The sequence below is a fragment of the Sorangium sp. So ce128 genome (assembly GCF_051525245.1).
Lineage (GTDB): Bacteria > Myxococcota_A > Polyangia > Polyangiales > Polyangiaceae > Sorangium > Sorangium cellulosum_B.
Genome location: NZ_CP150313.1, coordinates 11019198 through 11039264 on the forward strand (window position 1 = coordinate 11019198; position 20067 = coordinate 11039264).

Genomic DNA, 20067 nt, shown 5'->3' on the forward strand with positions numbered 1-20067 from the left:
CTCATTTTGCACCTGCCTTCGCGTCAAAATTCGCCATCCACGTCTCGTGACGCGCGTTCTCCTTATCGATCAGCTTGGACACGCGTTCGGACGAAGCTTGATCCTTTTCATCCCTGGCGAGCTGGTTGACGCGCTCGAGGCGCGCAATCCGCCGGGCATGACGGCGGAGCTCCTGCTTCATCGCTTCCGTCATCGGCTGGTTCTCGAGTGCGGCGACAACTTTCGTGCGCGCCGCCTCACGCTGGCTCTTCTTGCGGATCTCTCGCGCCTTTTCTTTTTCCGTGGCCGCAGCGCTGCCCTCCACCTCCGCGTTGCCGGCTGCCTTGTCCGCTTGGCCGGGCGCCAGATCGGCCTTGCCAGCGGCATGCTCGCTCTTGCCAGGTGCCAGATCGGCCTTGCCGGCGGCATGCTCGCTCTTGCCAGGTGCCAGATCGGCCTTGCCGGCGGCATGCTCGCTCTTGCCAGGTGCCAGATCGGCGTTGCCGGCGCCATGCTCGCTCTTGCTGGCCAGCCCTCGCGCTTCAGCTTTCGCCACGTTGCCAGCCTTTCCCTCTGGCTTCTTCGCGTCGGCCGCCTTGGCGGGCGCCGCTGCTTGGGGAGACTGGGCCAGAGCGGCCCCACTCAAGAGCATCGCCGCTGCTGCCGTCACGAGCACACATAGAGTTCGTCTCATAGCGGTCGTCTCCTTGGAGTGCCCATCGTGCATCAATCGCCCGATGGCCTCAAGCGATTTTCGAACGGTTCGACGATGAATTACAGTTGTTCAGACAGGCACGATTGACTAAACATTTCGACAACTTGCATCTGGCACACGCCTTGAACACAGGCATCGTCGATGCTGGGCACGTGGATTGCCTGGGACCACGGATGAAGAACGGAAATGAGCCGATTCGTGGTCGCGTGTCGGACCCATGCGAATCGTCAGACACGGGAACATTGAAAGATTCACAACAACAGGCGTCGTGTCGACCGACTCCTTCAAAGCCTTCTGCGCCGCCAAGGTCAACGGCACCACGGTCGATCCGTCGGAGATGGTCTGTGCGGGACAGGCGGCCAGCAAGCAAACCGATCGCTACGTGTGCGAAATGAACGCCGACTGCCTCGACGGCGGCTCCAAGACCCGTGAAATACACAGCTGCACAACCTGGGATAGCAGCTGCGACGATCGCTGACGGTGGCGCAAGGCTCCGGGCCCCACGCAGGCCTTTTGCGCACTGCTCGCGGAGGACAGGCGCCGGCACACCGATGTGCCGCCAGGCACGACAGTCGAAACAACCCCCCCCCGGTGTCAGCTTCAGCGGTTCGTCAGGCGCGACACCGTCGCGGACGGCCATCAGGAGATGCGCGTTGCGCCGCGCCTCACGCCGCCAGGGCGGAGGCCTCCTGTCGTCAGCTCGTGAAGGGCGCCCGCCAGCGACGAGTACGTGGCCAGACTGCCTAGCTCCACGTCCACGAGGCTCCTGGCAAGCTCGGGGCGCACGCCGACCAGGAAGACGCGCGCGCCGAGCAGGGCCACCGCGCGGCTGGTCTGGCCCAGCGCGTGGGCGACCTGGGCGTCCACCGCCGGCACGCCGGTGATATCGAGCAGCACGAAGCGCGCCTCATGCCGGCCCACCCCCTCGACCACGGCCGTGAGCACCTGGAGGGCGCGGTCCCGGTCGATCGCGCCGATGAGCGGCACGAGCAGCACGCCGGGCAGGAGCGGGATGAGCGGGCAGCCGAGCTCACGCACCGTCTCCGAGAGCGTCCGCTCGCTCGCATAGGCCATCTGCAGCTCCGCGTTCTTCGTCGAGAGCGACTGGACGAGCTCGCCGCGCTCGAGGGCCGCGGCGAGCAGCGACGCCCAGACCCCGACGGTGCCCTCGTCGCCGGCCAGCTCGCGGAGGGTCGGCCCCATGAGCGCCACGACCCCCCAGTCGCGCCGCTCGGTGCGGATCGGCAGCAGCATCATCATGAGCGCGCCGCTCGCGGCCGCGGGCGGCAGCAGATGCTCCGGCGGAAACGCCTCCAGCCGATGGCGGCTGCCGATCGGGGGCGTCGCGCTGCCGTCACGGCTGTAGGCGCCGGCGACGACGAGCGTCTTCGCGTCCTCCCGGAGCGCAAGGCAGGCCCAGATCGCGCTGGTCTTCGCGAGCCATGAGAGCGACATGGATTCCTCCTGGGAGCCGCTGACCAGCGCGAGGCCCACGTCGTGGTTGGACCGCACGAGCATCCCGAGCTGCGCCACGAACTCGGCCTCGACGCTGAGCCGAGCCCGAGCGATCGACAGGTGCGCGCCGTCCAGGAACGCCTCGACCCGCTGCGCGGACGCCGCGTCCCCGCCCAGCCGCTCGCGGCGCCGCTCGTGGGACCGGCGGAGCAGGCGCACGATCGCCATCAAGGTGCCCATATCGGAGGAGATGTCGACGGCCTGTTTGTAGGCGCGCTCCAGCGCCTTCGCCGGAGGGGGCGCGGCGCCCTCGATCGCCGCCTCATACGCCTCGAGCACCAGGGCGACCCCAGGCCATACCGCGGCAGGCGACGTATCGGGCGGAAGGGGCCGGGGCGCGAGGAGCAGCTCGACCATCCGTCGATCCAGGTCGCCGCCGCCGCGCTCCCGCGGCGCCGCGTCCTCGTCGAGGAAGCTCTGGACCACGTCGCATCCGCACGAGATCCGCTGGATCAACGTGTTCGGCGTGAGCACGATCTCTGGCAGGGCCGTCTCGCCGGCGAGCATCGAGACGACGAGATCACACGCGGCGCTCCCCAGCATCTCGAACTGCTGGCGCACGGTGGTCAGCGGCGGGTCGGCGGTTTGCGCCTCCGGCACATCGTCGAATCCGACGATCGCCAGCTCCTCGGGGATGCGGACGCCCGCCGCCTTCAGCGACGGCATCATCCCGATCGCGTTCTTGTCCGTCCCGAAGACCGCCGCCGTACACGCATTCCGCAGCGCGATGAGCCGCGGGGCGGCGTTCTCGCCGCCTGTATACCAGTTGTCGTCGGTCCGGACGACCAGATCCGGGTCGAGCGGTATCCCCGCCTCGGCGAGCGTCTCTCGGTAGGCGTCGAAGCGCTCGCGCACATCGGATTCGTGGAAGCAGCCGACGAACGCGATGCGCCGGTGCCCGTGTCCGATCAGATGGCGCACCGCGCCCCGGATCCCGCTGTGGTTGTCCGGGATCACGGACGGGCAGTTGCCCTTGTGGACATGGGTGCCGACGACGACGAGCGGGACCCGCTCGGCGGCGAGCTGCTCGATGCCGTCCACCCCGATCACGACGATCCAGCCATCCACCTGTTCTCTGGCGAGCGAAGGGGCCTGGAGCGAGGCGGCCGTGCCGCGCATCACCAGCATCCGACAGCCGTGCTGCCGCGCCGCCTCGTGGATACCCATCAGGACCGGGTTCCAGAACGAGCCGTCCAGATAGGGGGTGATGACGCCCACGGTCATCACACGTGACATCCCATGAACGCCTGTACCGCGGCGGGGCGGCTCCGCAAGGCGATTCACATCACGCGTCGGGCGGCCGGCATCTCCTCCTGTGGCCGGCTGCCCGTCCGCGCCATCTCCCTGGACCGAGCCGTCAGATGGGCCGCCCCGCTGCTCCGGCAACTCGACTTCACTGCCCCGGCTACCCTGAACCATCGCCCCGGTCTCCCTGCTCCCCCGTCCCACGGCTGCGCTCGCGTGCCCACCTATATACCACGGTCCGGACGTAACCCTCTGCGACGGGGCGATGTCGAATTGCTCCCTCGCAAACCACTTCGGTCCATTCGTGCTGAACGCTAACGCTTACCAATCTTCCCATCGACACCCATGCGCTGGTCGCCATGCTCGTGCCACGCGGCCTGCTCGTCCTCGACAACCCGCACCAACATCGGTTGAGCGCGCCAGCCGGCCACACAACCGTCCTGGCAATCGTCCTCGGCGACTCAACACCGCGTCGACCCACGAGCTCTCCACGGGACGACGCGGGAGCCCTACGGACGGCGCGGGGCGTCGGGCCCAGGCCATGCCCGCATCGCGGCCTCCACGGCCGCGCGGAGGCTCTCCCGTGACGCGCCGTCCCGCGCCTGGACCGACATCCCCAGCAAGACGGTCACGTAGAACGTGGCCAGCGCGGCGGCGTCCGTGTCGGACGCGAGCTCGCCGTCCTCGGTGCTCCGCTGGATCCGCGCCTGGAGCGAGGCATGCCAGGCCTCGCGGCACCCTCGCATCAGGTCCTGTACGGGCCGCGCGCCGGGGGAGCACTGGGTCCCGGCCAGCGCGATCATGCAGCCGGACGGCCGATCGGGCCGGGTGAACTCGTCGGCCGCCGTCTCGAGCAGCCGCTGCACCGCGCCGCGGGCCGTCGGCACCTCGGCAAAGATGCAGCCCATGCGCTCGCCCCCCCTGGCGAGATACCGATCCACCGCCGTCCGAAAGAGCTGCTCCTTGCCCCCGAAGGTCGCGTAGAGGCTCGACGGGCTGATGCCCATCGCCGCGCTCAGCTCGTCGAGCGACGTCGCCTCATAGCCCCGGTCCCAGAACAGGAGCATGGCCCGCTCCAGCGCCACCTCCTGATCGAAGGCGCGCGGCCTCCCTCGCCCTCGCTGGACCCGCCCCGCCGAATTTTTCATAACGATCGTTCCATAAATCGCTTGACGGACAGCATCAGCCTACGTAGCTTCTTTATAAGGAACGATCGTTCCAAAAAAAAGGAGGACGTCTCGATGGGTACGTTGAAGGGCAAGGTTGCGCTGGTCACCGGGGGTTCGCGGGGTATCGGGGCGGCGATCGCGAGGCGGCTGGCGCACGAGGGCGCCACCGTGGCCATCACCTATGCCGCGTCGCCCACGAGGGCAGCCGAGGTGCTGCACGCCATCGAGGCGGCAGGCGGCAGGGCGATCGCCGTCCGGGCGGACAGCGCCGACGCAGAGGCGGTGCGGAGCGCCGTTGCCCAGACGGTGAAGACCTTCGGCCGGCTCGACGTGCTGGTGAACAACGCCGGCGTCGCCGCCATCGCCCCCCTCGATCAGTCCTCGCTGGAGGAGTTCGATCGCCTCATGGCGGTGAACGTCAGGGGCCTCTTCGCCGCCACGCACGAGGCCGTCCGCCACATGGGCGAGGGCGGGCGCATCATCAACATCGGGAGCATCAGCAGCGACGGAGCGCTCATCCCCGGGATGGCCGTCTATGCCGCGACCAAGGGAGCGGTCGCCGGCCTGACCCGCGGCTGGGCCCGGGATCTCGGTCCGCGCGGCATCACGGTCAACAACGTCCAGCCGGGCCCGGTGGACACCGACATGAACCCGGCCGACGGCCCGCTCGCCTCCGGGTTCAAAGGCCAGATCGCCGTGCAGCGCTACGGACAAGGCGACGAGGTCGCCGGCATGGTGGCCTACCTGGCCGGCCCCGAGGGCGCCTTCGTCACGGGCGCCAACCTCAAGATCGACGGCGGCTTCACCGCCTGATCTTCCCGAGCCGCGACCGGAGACCGCGTCAGCCGCCGTCCTCGCCCGGCTCGCCGCCGGTCCCCGGCGAGCGGCACTTCATCACCATGCGGATCTCGTTGCCCTTCTCGTTGTGCCGCACCTCGTCCATGAACGTGCGGATCAGCATCAGGCCGCGGCCGCTCGGCTTGTCCAGGTTGGCGAGGTCGGTCGGATCCGGCAGGTTGCGCGGGTCGAAGCCGGGCCCCTCGTCGCGCACCACGTACGTCGCCTCGGTGCGCGTCTCGCGCGCCACGACGATCACGCGCCGATCCCGGTACGGGCTCTCCGCCCGGCGGCGCTCGACGAGCGCGGAGAAGGCGCTCGGCTGCTCGTCGAGCAGCGTCGAGCTGACCTCGAGGTTGCCGTGCACGATGGCGTTCACGAGCGCCTCGCGCAGCGCCACCGCGACCTGGATCCGGCCCGTCTCGTCGCACAGCCGCATCCGTCCCAGGCTCTGCTCGACGTGGCCCACCAGCGCGGGGACCTTCGCCACGTCGTTGTCGAGCTCGAAATGGGACTCGGTCGCCGTCAGGCACGAGAGGAGCAGCTGCTCCCGCCGATCGAGCCGCGCCACCGCGAGGACGTTCTCGACCGTGTTCACGAGCTCCGCCGCGAGGTTCCGCTTCGCGACGTAGCTCGCGGCGCCGCGCCGCAGCGCCTGCACCGCGATCTCCTCGCTGCCGTGCGCCGTCATCAGGATCACCGGGAGGTACGGGTGCTCGCGGCGGATCGCCTCGACCAGCTCCAGGCCGTCCATCTCCGGCATCTGGAGATCGGTCAGCACGATCTCGGGCATCGACCTGGCGATCGTCTCGAGCGCCTCGACGCCGTTCTCGGCGTACACGGGCTCCATCCCGGCGCGCTTCTTGAGCAAGCTCCCGGAGAGGCGCCGATCCATCGGGGAGTCGTCCACCACGAGCACCCTCACCATCGCGTCACCTCGCTATCAGAGCGCCGCTCGCCCTGCACCGGCGGCGCCGGGTCCGCCGGCGCGCCCTCGCGCACGAACGCGGCGAGCTCGGGGAGCAGGCGCTCGATCTGCGCCCGCAGCGCGAACTGCGCCTCGGCCATGCTGCCGAGCTCGTTCGCGCGCGCCATCCTCTCCAGCGCGAAGGAGGCCTCGAACGCGCCCCGCGCGCCGAAGCTGTCGACCCCGCCCTTCAGGCTGTGCGCGGCCCGCTGGAGCTTGCGGGCGTCGCCGGCGGCCACCGCGTCGTCGATGTCGCCCATCCAGCGCGGGCACTCCTCCAGGAAGACCTCGGCGAGCTCGCGCAGGAGGTCGGCGTCGCCGCCCGTCCGCTCCAGCGCCTTGGTGCGATCGAACATCGGCCGGGCCGTGATCGAGGAGGGCGAGGGCTGCAGCCGCTCCTCCGATCGGGTGCTCGGCGGCCCGCTGTCGGACGTCGACGAGGGCGCCGACGCGTACGAGCTCGGCGCGCCGAGCGACATGCGCGCCGGGTCCTCGATCTCCAGGGCGGAGGGCCCGGCGGCCAGCCGGTCGATCATGTCGTGGAGCTCGTCGACCTGCACCGGCTTCGACAGGTAGCCGTCGAAGCCGGCCCGGAGGCAGCGCTCGCGGTCGCCCTTCATCGCGTACGCGGTCACGACGATGAGCGGCATGTGCCCGCCCTCGCGCCGCTCGCGGGCGCGGACGGCCCGCGCGACCTGGAGGCCGTCCATCTCGGGCATCTCCACGTCGAGCAGGGCCACGTCGTACTGCCCGCCCGCGATCTTCTCGACGGCGAGGCGGCCGTTCTCGACGATGTGCACGTGGTGGCCCTGCCGCTCCAGCCAGCGGCGCATCAGCTTCTGGTTGATCGCGTTGTCCTCGGCGACGAGCACGCGCAGGCCGCGCGCGCGCGTCCCGGGCGCGGCGCGGCGCGGGTCGGCCGACCGGAGCGAGGTCCGCGTCGGGACGCCGAAGGCGTGGAACACGGCCTCCTGGAGGTGGGACGTCTTCACGGGCTTCGTGACCATGGCGAAGACGCCGAGATCGCGGCAGCGCGCGACGTCCGCCTGCGCGGACGTCGAGCTGAGCAGCATGAGGACGCGCCCCTTCAAGATCTCGCGCTTCCGGCAATGCTCGACCACGGCGAAGCCGTCGACCTTCGGCATGCGGGCGTCGACGATGGCGAGGCCGAACGAGCTGCTCGGCCCGACCGCGTTGCCCCCCGGCTTGCCCCAGGGCAGCGCCCACACGCCCGAGTCCTCCGAGAGCGCCGCGATCGCCGCCGCCCCCGAGTCGACGGGGACCGCCTTCATCCCCCAACCCTCGATGGTGTCCGCGAGGATGCGCCGCGCGGTCGCGTTGTCGTCGGCGATGAGGACCTTCGTGCCGAGGAGGTCCTTCGGGATCTCCAGGCGGCGCGACCGGGCGGCGCCCTCGAGCGCCCGGAGCTGGAGGGTGAAGTGGAACGTGCTGCCCTTGCCCACCTCGCTCTCGATCCAGATCTTGCCGCCCATCATCTCGACGAGGCGGGCGCAGATCGTGAGGCCGAGCCCCGTGCCTCCGTACTTGCGGGTGGTCGAGCCGTCCGCCTGGGCGAACGCGTCGAAGACGACCTGCTGCTTCTCCGGGGCGATCCCGATGCCCGTGTCGATCACGCTCACGCGGAGCACCACGGCGTCGCCGAGCGCCTCGCCCGCGTAGAGGCTCGGCGTGCCCTGGCTGTCCGCGCTGGCCTCCTCCTCGGCGGTGAGGGGGGCGCGCGCGTCGACCTCGGCGCGGACGACGACCTCGCCGGCGTCGGTGAACTTCACCGCGTTGCTCACGAGGTTGACGAGGACCTGGCGCAGGCGCAGCGGATCGCCGACCAGGGCCTCGGGCACGTCGGGGCCGACGTCGTAGGCGAGCTCGAGCCGCTTCTCGTGGGCGCGGAGCGCGAGCGTCTTCACGGCGTCGCCGATGATCTCGCTCGGGTCGAAGACGACGGGCTCGATCTCGAGCTTGCCGGCCTCGATCTTCGAGAAGTCGAGGACGTCGTTGATGATGGAGAGCAGCGCGTCGGCCGAGATCTTGACCATCTCGAGGTACTCGCGCTGCTCCTGGGTGAGCTCGGTCTGGAGCGCGAGCGACGTCATGCCGATGATGCCGTTCATCGGGGTGCGGATCTCGTGGCTCACGCTGGCGAGGAACTCGCTCTTCGCGCGGCTCGCCGCCTCGGCGGCCTCCTTGGCCTGCTGGAGCTCCTCCTCGACCGCCTGGCGCTGCATGAGCAGGGCGCGCAGGCTCGCGGAGTGCTCGCGCTCGTTCTCGAGCGAGGCCTCGCCCATGGCGTCCGCGCGGCGCTTGGCGATGCTCGCCATCACCGCCATGGCGGGGGTGGTGACGGCGTAGACGATGACCCGGAGGAGGTTGTCCTCCTCGTACGATAAAAGGACGCCATCCTTCGAGAAGTAGAGCGCGAAGAAGACGCACGAGATGAGCGCCGTGACGATGCCGCCCCAGAGGCCGCCGCTGAACGCCGCGAAGACGATGATCATCGAGAGGATCGCGGGCGGGTTCGGGATGGTCCAGTCGAGCGCGGCCTCCAGCGTGGTGACCGCGCCGATGACGAGCAGCGCGAGCACGGGGCCGAGCAGCGGGAGCACGAACTTCTCCCACGAGGGCCGGCCGAGGCGCCGCTGCAGCGCGGAGGGGAGCGGCAGGAACGTGCCGCGGCCGTCGGCGTCGCCGCCCAGCGACGGGCGGGGCTCGCCGCCCAGCGACGGGCGGGGCTCGCCGCCCAGCGACGGGCGGGGCTCGCCGCCCACGCCCATGGATGCGCGAGGCTCACCGCTCACCGACGGGCGGGGGTCCGCGTGAGCGGTCCCCGGCGCGGCGGCGGGCGGGGGATCCTCGGCCTTGGGCATGGCCTCATGGAGATAGCGGGGTCGCGATCGGGCGTCCACGGCCGCGAGGGCCGGGTCCCATGGACGGGCGGCGCCGGGGCACAGCGGGCAAGTAGGAGGGACGCCCCTCGGCCCCGAGCAGCACGAGGCCGGGAAGCGCGGGTCGCGCCGACGGCGGACGCGGCGCTGGCGGCCCGCGCCGCCGGCGCCCCGGCCGCCGCGCGCCGGGGCGCCCGCGGCCACGCTCACCGCGGCGCGCTCACCCCTTCACGCCGCCCGTCGTCAGCCCCGCGATCAGGTGGCGCTGCACCACATAGAACGCCGCCATGACCGGCAGCGACACGAGGAGCGCCCCCGCCGCGAACCGCTCCCACTGCGCGTCGTACTCGCCGATGTACCGCTGCAGCACCACCGGCAGCGTGAACATCTCCTCCTTGCCGAGCAGCGTCGCCGCGAGGATGAACTCGTTGTACGCCGTCATGATCGCGAACAGCGCCGTCACGGCGATCGCCGGCCGCGCCGCCGGGAGCACGACCCGGAGGAAAGCCTGGAAGCGCGTCGCCCCGTCGACCATCGCCGCCTCCTCCAGGTCGACCGGGATCGCCTCGAACGCCGCCCGGAGCTGGAAGATCGAGAACGGCACCGCCGTCGACGCGTAGCAGAGCACGAGCCCGGTCCGCGAGTTGAGCAGGCCGAGCGCGTCGAGCAGGAGGTACAGCGGGATCGCGCTCGCCACCGTGGGGAACATCTGCGTCGCGAGCAGCGCGCGCAGGCCGCGGTCCTTGCCGAGGAACCGGAAGCGCGCGAGCGCGTACGCCGCCGGGACCGCGACGGAGACGCCGGCGGCCGCCGTCGCGAGCGCGACGACGATCGAGTTGGCGAGCTGGCGGGGGAAGAGCCAGATCGGCTCGCCGCCGACCTTCTTCGACGTCGTGACCACCGCCACGATGTGCTCGAGCGTCGGCTGGTTCGGGATGGGCAGCACCTCCGGCACCGGCGGGCGCGCCCCGGAGAAGGCGATCGAGGCGACCCAGAGCACCGGGTACAGCGCGAACGCGACCGCCGCGACCAGCGCGGCGTGCACCGCGATCGACTCGACCGGAGAGGGCCTCCGCGTCACGCGACCTCCGTCGCCGCCGCCGGCACGGGCGCCGATCCAGCCTCGGCCCCGCCCTGCGGGATGGCGGAGACGGGCGTCCGCCGCCGCCGGAAGCGAGAGGCCCGCGTCGCGAGCGTCAAGAGCAGGAAGATGAGCACCGAGTACGCCGCCGCGTAGCCGTACTGGGCCTCGCGGGTGAACGCCCACCGGTACGCCTCGGAGACGAGGATGTCCGTGGTGCCGTCCGGGTCGCCGCCGGACACGAGGAACACGACGTTGAACATGTTGAACGTCCAGATCGCGCCCAGCGTCACCGCGGGCGCGAGCACCGGCTTGATCAGAGGCAACGTAATTTTCCGTAGACGCTGCCACCGCGTGGCGCCGTCGACCTCGGCCGCCTCGAGCACGTCCTCCGGCACGGCGGTGAGCGCGCCCAGCGTGACCACCATCATGAACGGGAACCCGAGCCAGACGTTGGTCGCCACGTTGGCCGTGAACGCCGTCGTGAAGCTCGAGAACCAGGAGATGGGCTCGATGCTCGTCCCGAGCGCGGAGTTCACCGCCTCGATGAGGCCGGTGACGGCCCCGAACTGCCGGTGGAACATGCCCTTCCAGGACAGCGCGGTCACGTAGCTCGGCACGGCCCAGGGCACGATGAGGAGCACCCGGTAGAGCGCCCGGAGGCGCAGCGTCGGGCGGTGCAGGAGCAGCGCCAGCGAGACGCCGAGGAGGACGTGGAGGCAGAGGTTCACCGCGGTCCAGAGCACGGTCACCGCGAGCACGAGGTAGAACGAGCCGCTCGCGAAGAGCGGCCCGCCGCGGGCCGTGAGGATGCTGATGAAGTTGGCGAGGCCGACGTACCGGAGGCCCTCGCCCCTGCCGGCGAAGAGCGACGTCGCCGCGCCGATGACGAGCGGGATCACCACGAGCACGCCGATCGCGACGACCGCGTGCGCGACGTACTTGTAGGCAGGAATCGATCGCCCGATCGAGCGTCCGAGCGACCGCCGGAACGAGCGCCAGTGCGCGGTGCCGGGCGCCGCGCCCCTCGCGGCGCGGACCCACCGGAGAGCGAGCGCCAGCGCGAGCGCGCCGAGCGCGACGAGGAGCGGCGCCGGCGAGGCGGGGGGCGGGAGCGGCCGGCGGACGTCGTCGAAGCGGCGCTTGGCCTCGGAGAGCGCGACGTCGGGGGGCGCGTCGCCCCGGAGCACCTTGCGGATCGCGCGCGTGGACGGCTCCCAGGTCGAGCGCATCGCCGGCGAGGTCGGCATCGGGATGGCCGCCTTGGCCTGCTCGGTGAACGCCGCGATGAAGGCGTCGCCGGCCGGGACCGCCACGTCGCTCCGCACCGGCGGCGTGCGCGCGAGCTCGATCCGCGTGGCCGCGGCCGCGGCGCCCGCGAGGTGGCGCGCGAGCGCCCGCGCCCCGGCGCGCCGCGCGCCCTGGGGCGAGAGCATCACCGCCTCGACGGTCAGGAACGGCCGCATCGGGAGGCCGGTCTCGCGCACCTTCGGGAGCGGGACGACGCGGGCGCGCCGCCGCGCCTCTTCCCCGAGGCCGCCCGCGAACCACGGTCCGCTGATCACGAACGCGGCGCGGCCCGCGTTGAACAGGTCGGTCACCAGCGCGCCGTTCGCGTCCTCCGGGACGACCCGCCGCTCGATCAGCGAACGGACGAGCTCGAGCGAGCGCTCGGGCCCCGGGCCGACGAAGCCGAACTGGTCGTCCTCGCCCAGCATCACGCCGCCGAACGCCGCGAGGATCGGCATGTGCGCGTAGGCGTTCGACGCCTCGTACGCGAGCGGGTACACGCCCTCGGGGAGCGAGCCGGCCAGCGCCGCGATGTCCTCGAGGGCCGCCGGGGCCTCCTTCACGAGCGCGGTGTTCATGTAGAGCGCCACGCACTTCTGGCTGATCGGCAGGCCGAGGATCTCGCCCCCCTGCCGGACCGCGGCGAGCGCCGGCCCCTGGAACACGGCCTCGCCGCCCGGCTCGAGCGCGTCGCCCACGGGCGCGACGAGGTCGCGCGCGCGGAAGTCGCCGAGCCGCTCGTGGGCGTCGATGAACAGGTCGGGCCCCTCCCCCATCGGGATCGCGGCCTGGAGCTTCGAGGCGTAGGCGTCGAACGGGACGGCGAGGACCTCGACCTCCTCGCCCTCGAAGGCGGCGACGATGGCGTCGAGCGCCCTGGCCTCGTCGTCGCGGTAGGCGTGCCACAGCCGGATCGGCGCCGCGGCCGCGAGCGCGGGCAAGAGGAGGATCAGCGCGGGCGCAGCGAACGCAGCGAGCGTGAGCGCGAGACGACAGCGACGGCTCGGCACGGTCGCCTCACGCTCCTCGCAGGCTCAGCCCGGAGTCCGCGTCGAACAGGTGCACCTGGCGGAGCGCGACGTGCACGGTGTCCCCCTTCGCGACGCGCGCCGCCGGGTCGAGGCGCGCCACGAACGGCGCCCCCGCGACGGTGCCGTGCGCGTACGACTCGACCCCGAGGGCCTCGACGATCGCCACCTCGAACGGGGCGCCGCCGTCGCCCGGGGCGAGGTCGACCTCGTGCGGGCGCACGCCGACCGTCACCTGCCGCCCGGACGAGAGCGCGCCCGGGAAGTCGGCCGCGTCGATGTCGATGGCGAGGTCGCCCTGGGCCGCGACCCACCGGCCGCCCCGGCTCTCCAGGCGCGCCTCGACGAAGTTCATGGCCGGGCTGCCGAGGAAGCTCGCCACGAACCGGGTGCGAGGCCGGGCGAAGACCTCGAGGGGCGGCCCCGACTGCTCGACGACGCCCTTGTTGAGCACGAAGATCTCGTCGGCGAGCGTCATGGCCTCGACCTGATCGTGGGTGACGTAGACGCTGGTCGCGCCGAGCCGATCGTGCAGCTTGCGGATGTCGACCCGCACCTGCGCGCGCAGGGCGGCGTCGAGGTTCGAGAGCGGCTCGTCGAACAGGAAGAGCTGCGCCCGCCGCACGATGGCCCTGCCCATGGCCACGCGCTGCCGCTGGCCGCCGGAGAGCGCCCGGGGGTGCCGGTCGAGGAGCGGGCCGAGCCCGAGCATCTCCGACGCCTCCTTCACGCGCGCCTCGATCTCGGCCGGCGGCGTCTTCCGGAGCTTCAGGCCGAAGGCGAGGTTCTCGCGCACCGTGAGGTGCGGGTAGAGGGCGTACGACTGGAACACCATCGCGATGTCGCGATCGCGCGGCTCGAGCCGCGTGACGTCGCGGTCGCCGAGCGCGATCGTGCCGTCGTCTGCCTCCTCGAGCCCGGCGAGCAGCCTGAGCAGCGTCGACTTGCCACAGCCGCTCGGTCCCACGAGGACGGCGAACGAGCCGTCGGGCACGTCGACCGAGACGCCGCGCAGCACGTGGGTCTGGCCGAATCGCTTGTTGAGTCCGCGCACTTTGACAGACGCCATGTTGGAGACTCTCTTGGAAGGGAGGAGTGCCAGGCAGGATCAGAGACCATGGATGATCTGGTCTTCCGGGATGAGCAGCGCCCCGCTCACCGGAGGCAGCTTGACGGTGACAGCCCCGTTCGCGCCCGCCCTATATGTCTTTTTTTCGGGCGAGAGCACGTCGATGAGCACGGTCCCCCGCGTCAGCCCCGTGGTCATCGCCGCCCCGTTGAAGCTCGTGGCGCTCTGCTTCCGGGGGTGCGTGTTGAGCACCACGAGCGCATAGTCGCCGTCCGGCTCCCCCCGCTCGAACGCGAAGATCCCCGCGTCCTCGTCCCCTTCGCCCGTCCGCTCCGTCGACCAGCGCACCCGCTGCTCGCCGACGGTGAGCGCCGGGTAGCCCCTGCGCAGCGCCGTGAGCCGCTGGACCCACCGGAAGAGCGGGCGCTCCGTGTCATAGCCGCTCTCCCAGAGATCTTCGCGGTTCGCCGGATCGTCGCCGCCGCTGAAGCCCTGCTCCGTGCCGTAGTACAGGCAAGGGATGCCGTCCTCCGTGAAGAGGAACAGGAGCGCATTCTTGAGCGCCGCCTCGGGATCGGCCTTGAAGGGCGAGGCGCCCGGGCCGACATGGAGGAAGCGCGGGACGTCGTGGTTGTCGATGAAGTTGACCAGCGCCTTCAGCGGCGGAACGCCAATGCCGTTCGCGTTCGGCTCAGCGCCGTAGTTGAGCGCCCGCGCGTCCCAGAGCGCCTCGATCCGCCGCGTGGCCTGGGCGTCCCGGAAGACGTCGCGGAAGACCCGATAAAGCTGGGGGAAATACAGCACGGAGTCGACCGAGTCCCCCGTGATCGGCGCGGCGCCCGGACAGCCGCCCTCCGCCTCGTCGCCGTTCTCGCGCTCGAGATCGCCGCCGAGCGCTTCGTCGTGCGGGTGGGCCGGGACCTCGTGCTTCGTGAAGCTGCCGACGAGGTCGTCCTTGCCGTCGAAGGCCTCTCCGAACATGAAGAAATCGGCCTTGCCCATCGCCGCCAGCTGCAGCCGGACGTTCTGCGTGAAATAGCGCCAGAACTCGTGCTCGACGTGCTTCAGCGTGTCGATGCGGAACCCGTCGACGTCGGTGAGCTCGACCCAGCGCACGAACACGTCGACCATCGCCCGCTTCACGTCGCAGCGGGAGGTGTCGATGTCCTTGAGGCCGCCCGGGAGATCGCCGTGCACGAGCTGGTCGACGTCCTCGAAATCGAGGATGCGCCCCTTGCGGTTGTAGACCTCGGGGTTTTGGAAGAGCACGGGCTGCGGCGGGAGGTGGTTGGTCGCGGGGTCGTGGCGGAAGACGATCGGCGCCGGACCCGACTTGCCGGGCGACGTCCGCGCCTGGACGCCGCGGGGGTCGAACTCCGGATCGTACTCGTTCACTGCCTCGACCTGGAGGCGCCCGTCCTCGCCGCTGCCGTGGACGTCCTCGTCGGGCTGCCCATTCTCGTTGATATCATAATAGAACAGCTGGCCGACGTGGTTCGTCACGATATCGAGGATGACCTTCATACCGCGGCCGTGGGCCGACGCGACGAGCCGGCGCAGCGACGCGAGGTCGCCGAAATGGGGGTTCAGCTCGGTGAAATCCTGCGTCCAGTAACCGTGGTATCCGTCGACGCCGGCGTCGGTGTCGACGTTCTTGACGATCGGCGAGATCCAGAGCGCGGTGACGCCGAGCGCCTCGAGGTAGGGCAGGCCCTCCTCGAGCCCCTTCCAGTCGCCGCCGTGCCACCTGCCCGGCGCCGAGGACACCCGGTGGTTGTTCCCCGCGTCGCCGTCGGCGAAGCGGTCTATCAGCACCTGATAGATGATCTCCTCCCGCCAGTCGCTCGCGTGGGCCCCGAGCGAGGCCGACCGCGCGGGCTCCTCGTCGAGCTCGGCGCACGCCGCCGCGAGGAGCGCGAGCGAGGCGGCCCCGGCCGCCCGCGCGAGGGCGGCCGCGCGCGCCGTCCGCCAGAGGGAGAGTCTCGATCGCCGCCGGTCCATCGCGATCACCTTAGCTCGGCGTGTCGAGCCATCACGCATCCACGCGAGCCGACACACGCGCCGGACGAGAGCCCATCTCGACGGATGAGCCCGATGGGCAGCGGCGCGGCCGGCGCGACCGCGCCAGGCCGCCCGCGCGCTCCGGCAGGAGCTTCTGGAGTGTCAGGCAAAGCCGTAGTGTCCGCAGGAGCCTTCCGAGCCGCGAAGCGCAATGCGCAGACGAGCAGCGGCACGGCGGCCGGCGCGGCCACGACGCGATTCTGCCCCGCCCTCAACGCCCCTCGCACGGCGCGAACGCTACACCGGCAGCGGTGGCCCGGTCCACGATTTCTGGACGTAAAAAGCGGGTTTTCGCGGCGCGAGACGATCGACGCACACGCAATCGCGCGGCGCGCGACACAGGCGCGCAGCCGAGTCCGGGGCGCGCGTCGCCGGCGAATCCCGATCGTGTGAGCGCCAGCCCATCCGGTCGACGCGACATTCGCGTGACATTCACCGCGCCGCCGCGAGCCCTGTTGTTTCACCGCGGACGCCAGCGACACGGGCTGTCGTTCCGTTGACGGTCCTGGCGTCGCATGGCACCGTCAGATTCGTGACCTTCTCGGCGCCTCCCGACCTCGATCAGGCGAAGGCCAGTGCCGGAGATCACAGGCGCCGGTTCCAGGCGGGCGGGACCGTGGGCGAGGGCGTGATCTATATCGAGCGCCCCGCCGACAGAGAGCTCTTCGAGGCGCTCCTGCGCGGAGAGCTCTGCTATGTGCTGTCGACCCGGCACATCGGGAAATCCAGCCTTCGACTCCAGGTCTCGACGCGGCTCCGCGCCGAGCAGGTGGAGTGCGCGAGCGTCGATCTCGGGGCGCTCGGCACCGACACCACCTCGCCGGTGAGCTGGTACCTCGGGATCGCGTCGGAGTTCGCCGAGCAGCTCGGGCTGGATCCGCCGGACGAGTTCTGGGATGCCCACTGGCACCTCGGGCCGGTGCACTGCTGGTTACGCTGGCTCGAGGACGTCGTGCTCGTGGACATCTCCTCCGCGATCGTCCTGTTCATCGACGAGGTCGACGCCACGCTGGCCCTCCCGTTCTCGCGGGACGATTTCTTCGCCGTCCTCCGGGCCGTCGTGAACCGGCGCGCGGAGCGCCCCGCCAACGCCCGGCTGACGTTCTGCCTGCTCGGGGCGGCGGCGCCCTCGGAGCTCGTCGCGGATCCGGCGCGCGCGCCGTTCAACATCGGCCGCCCGATCCGGCTCGGCGACTTCACCCGCGCCGAGGCGCGCGGCTTCCGCGCGGGCCTGGAGGGGCTCGTGGCAGACCCCGACGCGCTGCTCGACGCGGTCTTCGCGTGGACCTCGGGGCACCCCTACATGACGCAGCGGCTCTGCGCCGATCTCGCCGGAGAGCGGCGCGATCTCGACGTCGACGAGGCCGTGGCGCGGCGGTTCCTGGACCAGGGCCGGACCGAGGACCCGAACCTGCGCCACGCGGAGCGGTGCCTGGAGGCGCAGTGGCCCCGCTGCGGGCGGGCGCCGGCGCTCCTCCGGCTGTACAAGCAGCTGCTCGACGGCCACCGGGTGGGCGTCGACGCCGGGGACCCGGTCCAGCGGACGCTGCTGCTCTCGGGGCTCTCCGTGGAGCGGACGGAGGCCTCGGGCGCGCCGTACCTCGACGTGCGCAATCGCGTCGTCCGCCAGGTCTTCGACCGGGCGTGGGTGCTGTCGCGGGAGGCGGACCGAGCCACCAGGGAGCCGCTCGCGCGCTGGCTGTCGCACGGGCGGAGGGACGACTACGTCGTGGGCGGCGCGGCGCTCGCGGAGCTCACGTCGTGGTGCGATGGGCGGGCGGACCTCTCGGCGGAGGAGAGGGCGTTCCTCTCCGCCTGCGCGCGGGCGGAGGGCCAGAAGCGGTCGGCGCGGCGGCTCGTCACCGTGCTCGCGGTCGCCGTCACGCTGCTCGGCGGCCTGACCCTCGTGCTCCTCTGGCAGATGGGGAAGGAGGAGCGGGCGCTCCTCCGCGCGCAGCAGGAGTCGCGCGAGAACGGCGCCCGGCGGCTCGCGGCCCAGTCGGCGAAGGAACGCGCCGAGGGCCTGCTGCCCCGCGCGCGCCTGCTCGCCGTGGAGGCGGCCCTCGCCGCCAGGGCGAGCGGCCGCCCCGCGGGCCCCGCCGTGGTGCAGGCGCTCGGCGACGCGGTCTGGGGCCCCGCCGTCGACCAGGAGGTGCTCGTCGGGCACGGCGGCGCGGTCCACCACGCGGCCTTCAGCCCCGACGGCCGCCTCGTCGCCACCGCCTCGGCCGACGGGGCCGCGAGGATCTTCCGCCTCGGCGGGCGCGGCGAGCCGCTCGTGCTGCGCGCCCCCACCTCCGCCGGCGTCGTCGCCGTCGCCTTCAGCCACGACGGGAGCCTCCTGGCGACCGCGTCGACCGACGGCGCGGTGCGCCTGTGGCGCCCCGACGGCCACGAGGTTCGCGCGCTCGGGACGAGGGACGCCGCGCCGACCAGCGTGGCGTTCAGCCCGGATGGCAGCCGCGTCGTCGCGGGGACGACGGGCGGCGCGATCTACGTGTGGCGCCCCGGCATGGAGGGCGAGCCGCCGCTCGTCGTGCCCCTGGGCGAGCGGCTCATCCGGCGCGCGGTGTTCAGCCACGACGGGGCCCGGATCCTCGCCACGGCCATCAGCGGGACGGTCTACGTCGTCCGCGCCGACGGGCAGGGCGCCCCCGCGGCGCTCAAGGGGCACGGGCCGGGCGTCGAGAGCGCGGACACGAGCCCGGTGGACGACCGCATCGTCCTCGCGACGGGCGACGGGACGGCGCGCATCCCCGGCGCGGACCGGCGTGAGCCCGTCGTCCTCCGCGGGCACGAGGGCGCGGTGCGCAGCGCCGCCTTCAGCGCCGACGGCGGCGCGGTGGTCACGGCCTCCGCGGACGGGACCGCGCGCGTCTTCCGCGCGGACGGCAAGGGCGCGCCGATGGTCCTCGAGGGCCACGAGGGGGTCGTGAACAGCGCCGCCTTCAGCCGCGACGGCGCGAGCGTCGTCACCGCGTCGGAGGACGGGACCGCGCGGGTGTGGCGGCTCGGCGGGCCGGGCGAGCCGCTGCTCCTGCGCGGCCATGAGGGGCCGCTGACCGGCATCGCCGTCAGCCACGACGGCAGCAGGATCGCCACCGCCGGGACCGACAAGACCGCGCGCGTCTTCCGGGCCGACGGCTCGGGTGAGCCCGTCGTCCTCCGCGGGCATGCGGAGCACCTGCTCAGCGTCGACCTCAGCCCCGATGGGAGCCGCCTCGTCACCGGCTCGGCCGACAAGACGGCGCGGATCTGGCGCGCCGATGGGCGGGGCCAGCCGATCGTGCTCGGGGTCCACGACGACCGGGTGGTCGGCGTCGCCTTCAGCCCGGAGGGCACCCGGATCGTCACCACCTCGTGGAACGGCATCCTGCGCGTGTTCGAGGACGGCGTCCCGGGCGAGCCCGTCGTGCTGCGCGACGAGCGCGCGGGGCTGCTCCGGGCGGCGTTCAGCCCGGATGGCCAGCACATCGTGGCGACGTCGGGGCCCAACGTGAAGGTCTGGCCCGCGGACGGCCGCGGCGCCCCGCGCGTCCTGTCGTCGGGGTACGAGGACCGGGCGATCGCCGCCATCGCGGTGAGCCCGGACGGGAGCCACGTCGCGATCGCCGCGCTCGACGGCGGCGTGCGGCTGCTCCGCGTCGACGGCCAGGGCCAGCCCCTCCTCCTGAGCGGCCTCGGCGCGGCGGTCCGGACCGTCGCGTTCAGCAGCGACAGCGCGCGCCTCGTCGCGGTGTCGAGCGACGGCATCGCGCGGGTGCTCCCCGTCGACGGGCAGGGCGAGGCGATCACCCTCCGCGCCGAGGGCGTCACGCTGACGGACGCCGTGTTCAGCCCGGACGCCACCCGCGTCGTGACCGCCGCGAACGACGGCGCGGCGCGCGTCTTCTCGATCGCGGCCGAGTCCCTGATGGCGCGCGCGTGCGCCTACGCCGGGCGCAACTTCACGCGCGAGGAATGGGCGCAGCTCATGCCCGGCATCGACTACCGCGCCACGTGCCCCGAGTGGCCAGGCGCCCCCGAGCAGGACGCCGGCGCAGCGCCGCGGCTGGACGTGCGCTGAAGCGGGGAATCGTCGGTGAGTGTCCGGGCGTGTCGGCGCGCTCCGCGGCGGGCCGTGATCTTCTCTATCGGTTGCACGCGAAAGCTGAACTCACGCGAAGCCACGTGAACCCACGTGAACCACGCGCTGCGCGCTGCGAGGCGCC

12 protein-coding genes and 1 pseudogene are annotated in these 20067 nt (G+C 72.0%); 4 read left to right on the forward strand and 9 right to left on the reverse strand.

What is annotated here, in order from left to right:
* Window position 1: 1 nt before the first annotated feature.
* Window positions 2-673, reverse strand: coding sequence for a hypothetical protein (locus tag WME82_RS41810; RefSeq protein ID WP_438039873.1), 672 nt, complete (start codon window positions 671-673; stop codon window positions 2-4).
* A gap of 289 nt (window positions 674-962) precedes the next feature.
* Here WME82_RS41810 and WME82_RS41815 point away from each other — a divergent pair, with 289 nt between their 5' ends.
* Window positions 963-1172: a hypothetical protein gene (locus tag WME82_RS41815; protein WP_437853894.1), complete on the forward strand. Its 210-nt coding sequence runs from the start codon at window positions 963-965 to the stop codon at window positions 1170-1172.
* Between the two features lie 161 nt (window positions 1173-1333).
* On the opposite strand, the gene WME82_RS41820 is transcribed toward WME82_RS41815, so the two are convergent.
* The gene (locus WME82_RS41820) at window positions 1334-3445 is read right to left on the reverse strand and encodes a substrate-binding domain-containing protein (RefSeq protein ID WP_438039874.1); all 2112 of its coding nucleotides are present in this window, start codon (window positions 3443-3445) and stop codon (window positions 1334-1336) included.
* Between the two features lie 341 nt (window positions 3446-3786).
* Between WME82_RS41820 and WME82_RS41825 the strand changes: the two are divergent.
* Window positions 3787-4041, forward strand: a pseudogene (locus WME82_RS41825) (hypothetical protein); the annotation flags it as partial.
* Here WME82_RS41825 and WME82_RS41830 read toward each other — a convergent pair.
* Window positions 3964-4602: a TetR/AcrR family transcriptional regulator gene (locus WME82_RS41830; RefSeq protein WP_437913392.1), complete on the reverse strand. Its 639-nt coding sequence runs from the start codon at window positions 4600-4602 to the stop codon at window positions 3964-3966. The pseudogene WME82_RS41825 and the gene WME82_RS41830 sit on opposite strands and share 78 nt — an antisense overlap.
* A 93-nt stretch (window positions 4603-4695) precedes the next feature.
* Between WME82_RS41830 and WME82_RS41835 the strand changes: the two genes are divergently transcribed.
* Entirely contained in the window at window positions 4696-5436 is a 741-nt protein-coding gene (locus tag WME82_RS41835) for a 3-oxoacyl-ACP reductase family protein (RefSeq protein ID WP_438039875.1), read from the forward strand.
* A gap of 28 nt (window positions 5437-5464) precedes the next feature.
* Here the strand turns inward: WME82_RS41835 and WME82_RS41840 are convergent, their stop codons facing one another.
* The 6 genes from WME82_RS41840 to WME82_RS41865 form a co-directional block, all read right to left on the reverse strand.
* Window positions 5465-6388, reverse strand: a complete 924-nt coding sequence (locus WME82_RS41840) for a response regulator (protein ID WP_437742109.1) — start codon at window positions 6386-6388, stop codon at window positions 5465-5467.
* The gene (locus WME82_RS41845; protein WP_438039876.1) at window positions 6382-9309 is read right to left on the reverse strand and encodes a response regulator; all 2928 of its coding nucleotides are present in this window, start codon (window positions 9307-9309) and stop codon (window positions 6382-6384) included. The genes WME82_RS41840 and WME82_RS41845 overlap by 7 nt, the downstream gene beginning before the upstream one ends.
* A 238-nt stretch (window positions 9310-9547) precedes the next feature.
* Entirely contained in the window at window positions 9548-10408 is an 861-nt protein-coding gene (locus WME82_RS41850) for a sugar ABC transporter permease (RefSeq protein WP_437712264.1), read from the reverse strand.
* A complete protein-coding gene (locus tag WME82_RS41855) occupies window positions 10405-12708 on the reverse strand; it encodes an extracellular solute-binding protein (protein WP_438039877.1) in 2304 nt (767 codons plus the stop codon). Before WME82_RS41855 ends, WME82_RS41850 begins: the two co-directional genes overlap by 4 nt.
* Before the next feature lie 7 nt (window positions 12709-12715).
* Window positions 12716-13795: an ABC transporter ATP-binding protein gene (locus tag WME82_RS41860; RefSeq protein WP_438039878.1), complete on the reverse strand. Its 1080-nt coding sequence runs from the start codon at window positions 13793-13795 to the stop codon at window positions 12716-12718.
* 39 nt (window positions 13796-13834) lie between these two features.
* The gene (locus WME82_RS41865) at window positions 13835-15796 is read right to left on the reverse strand and encodes an alpha-amylase family glycosyl hydrolase (protein WP_438039879.1); all 1962 of its coding nucleotides are present in this window, start codon (window positions 15794-15796) and stop codon (window positions 13835-13837) included.
* 592 nt (window positions 15797-16388) lie between these two features.
* On the opposite strand from WME82_RS41865, the gene WME82_RS41870 reads away from it, so the two are divergent.
* A complete protein-coding gene (locus WME82_RS41870; protein WP_438039880.1) occupies window positions 16389-19922 on the forward strand; it encodes an AAA-like domain-containing protein in 3534 nt (1177 codons plus the stop codon).
* Window positions 19923-20067: the final 145 nt, after the last annotated feature.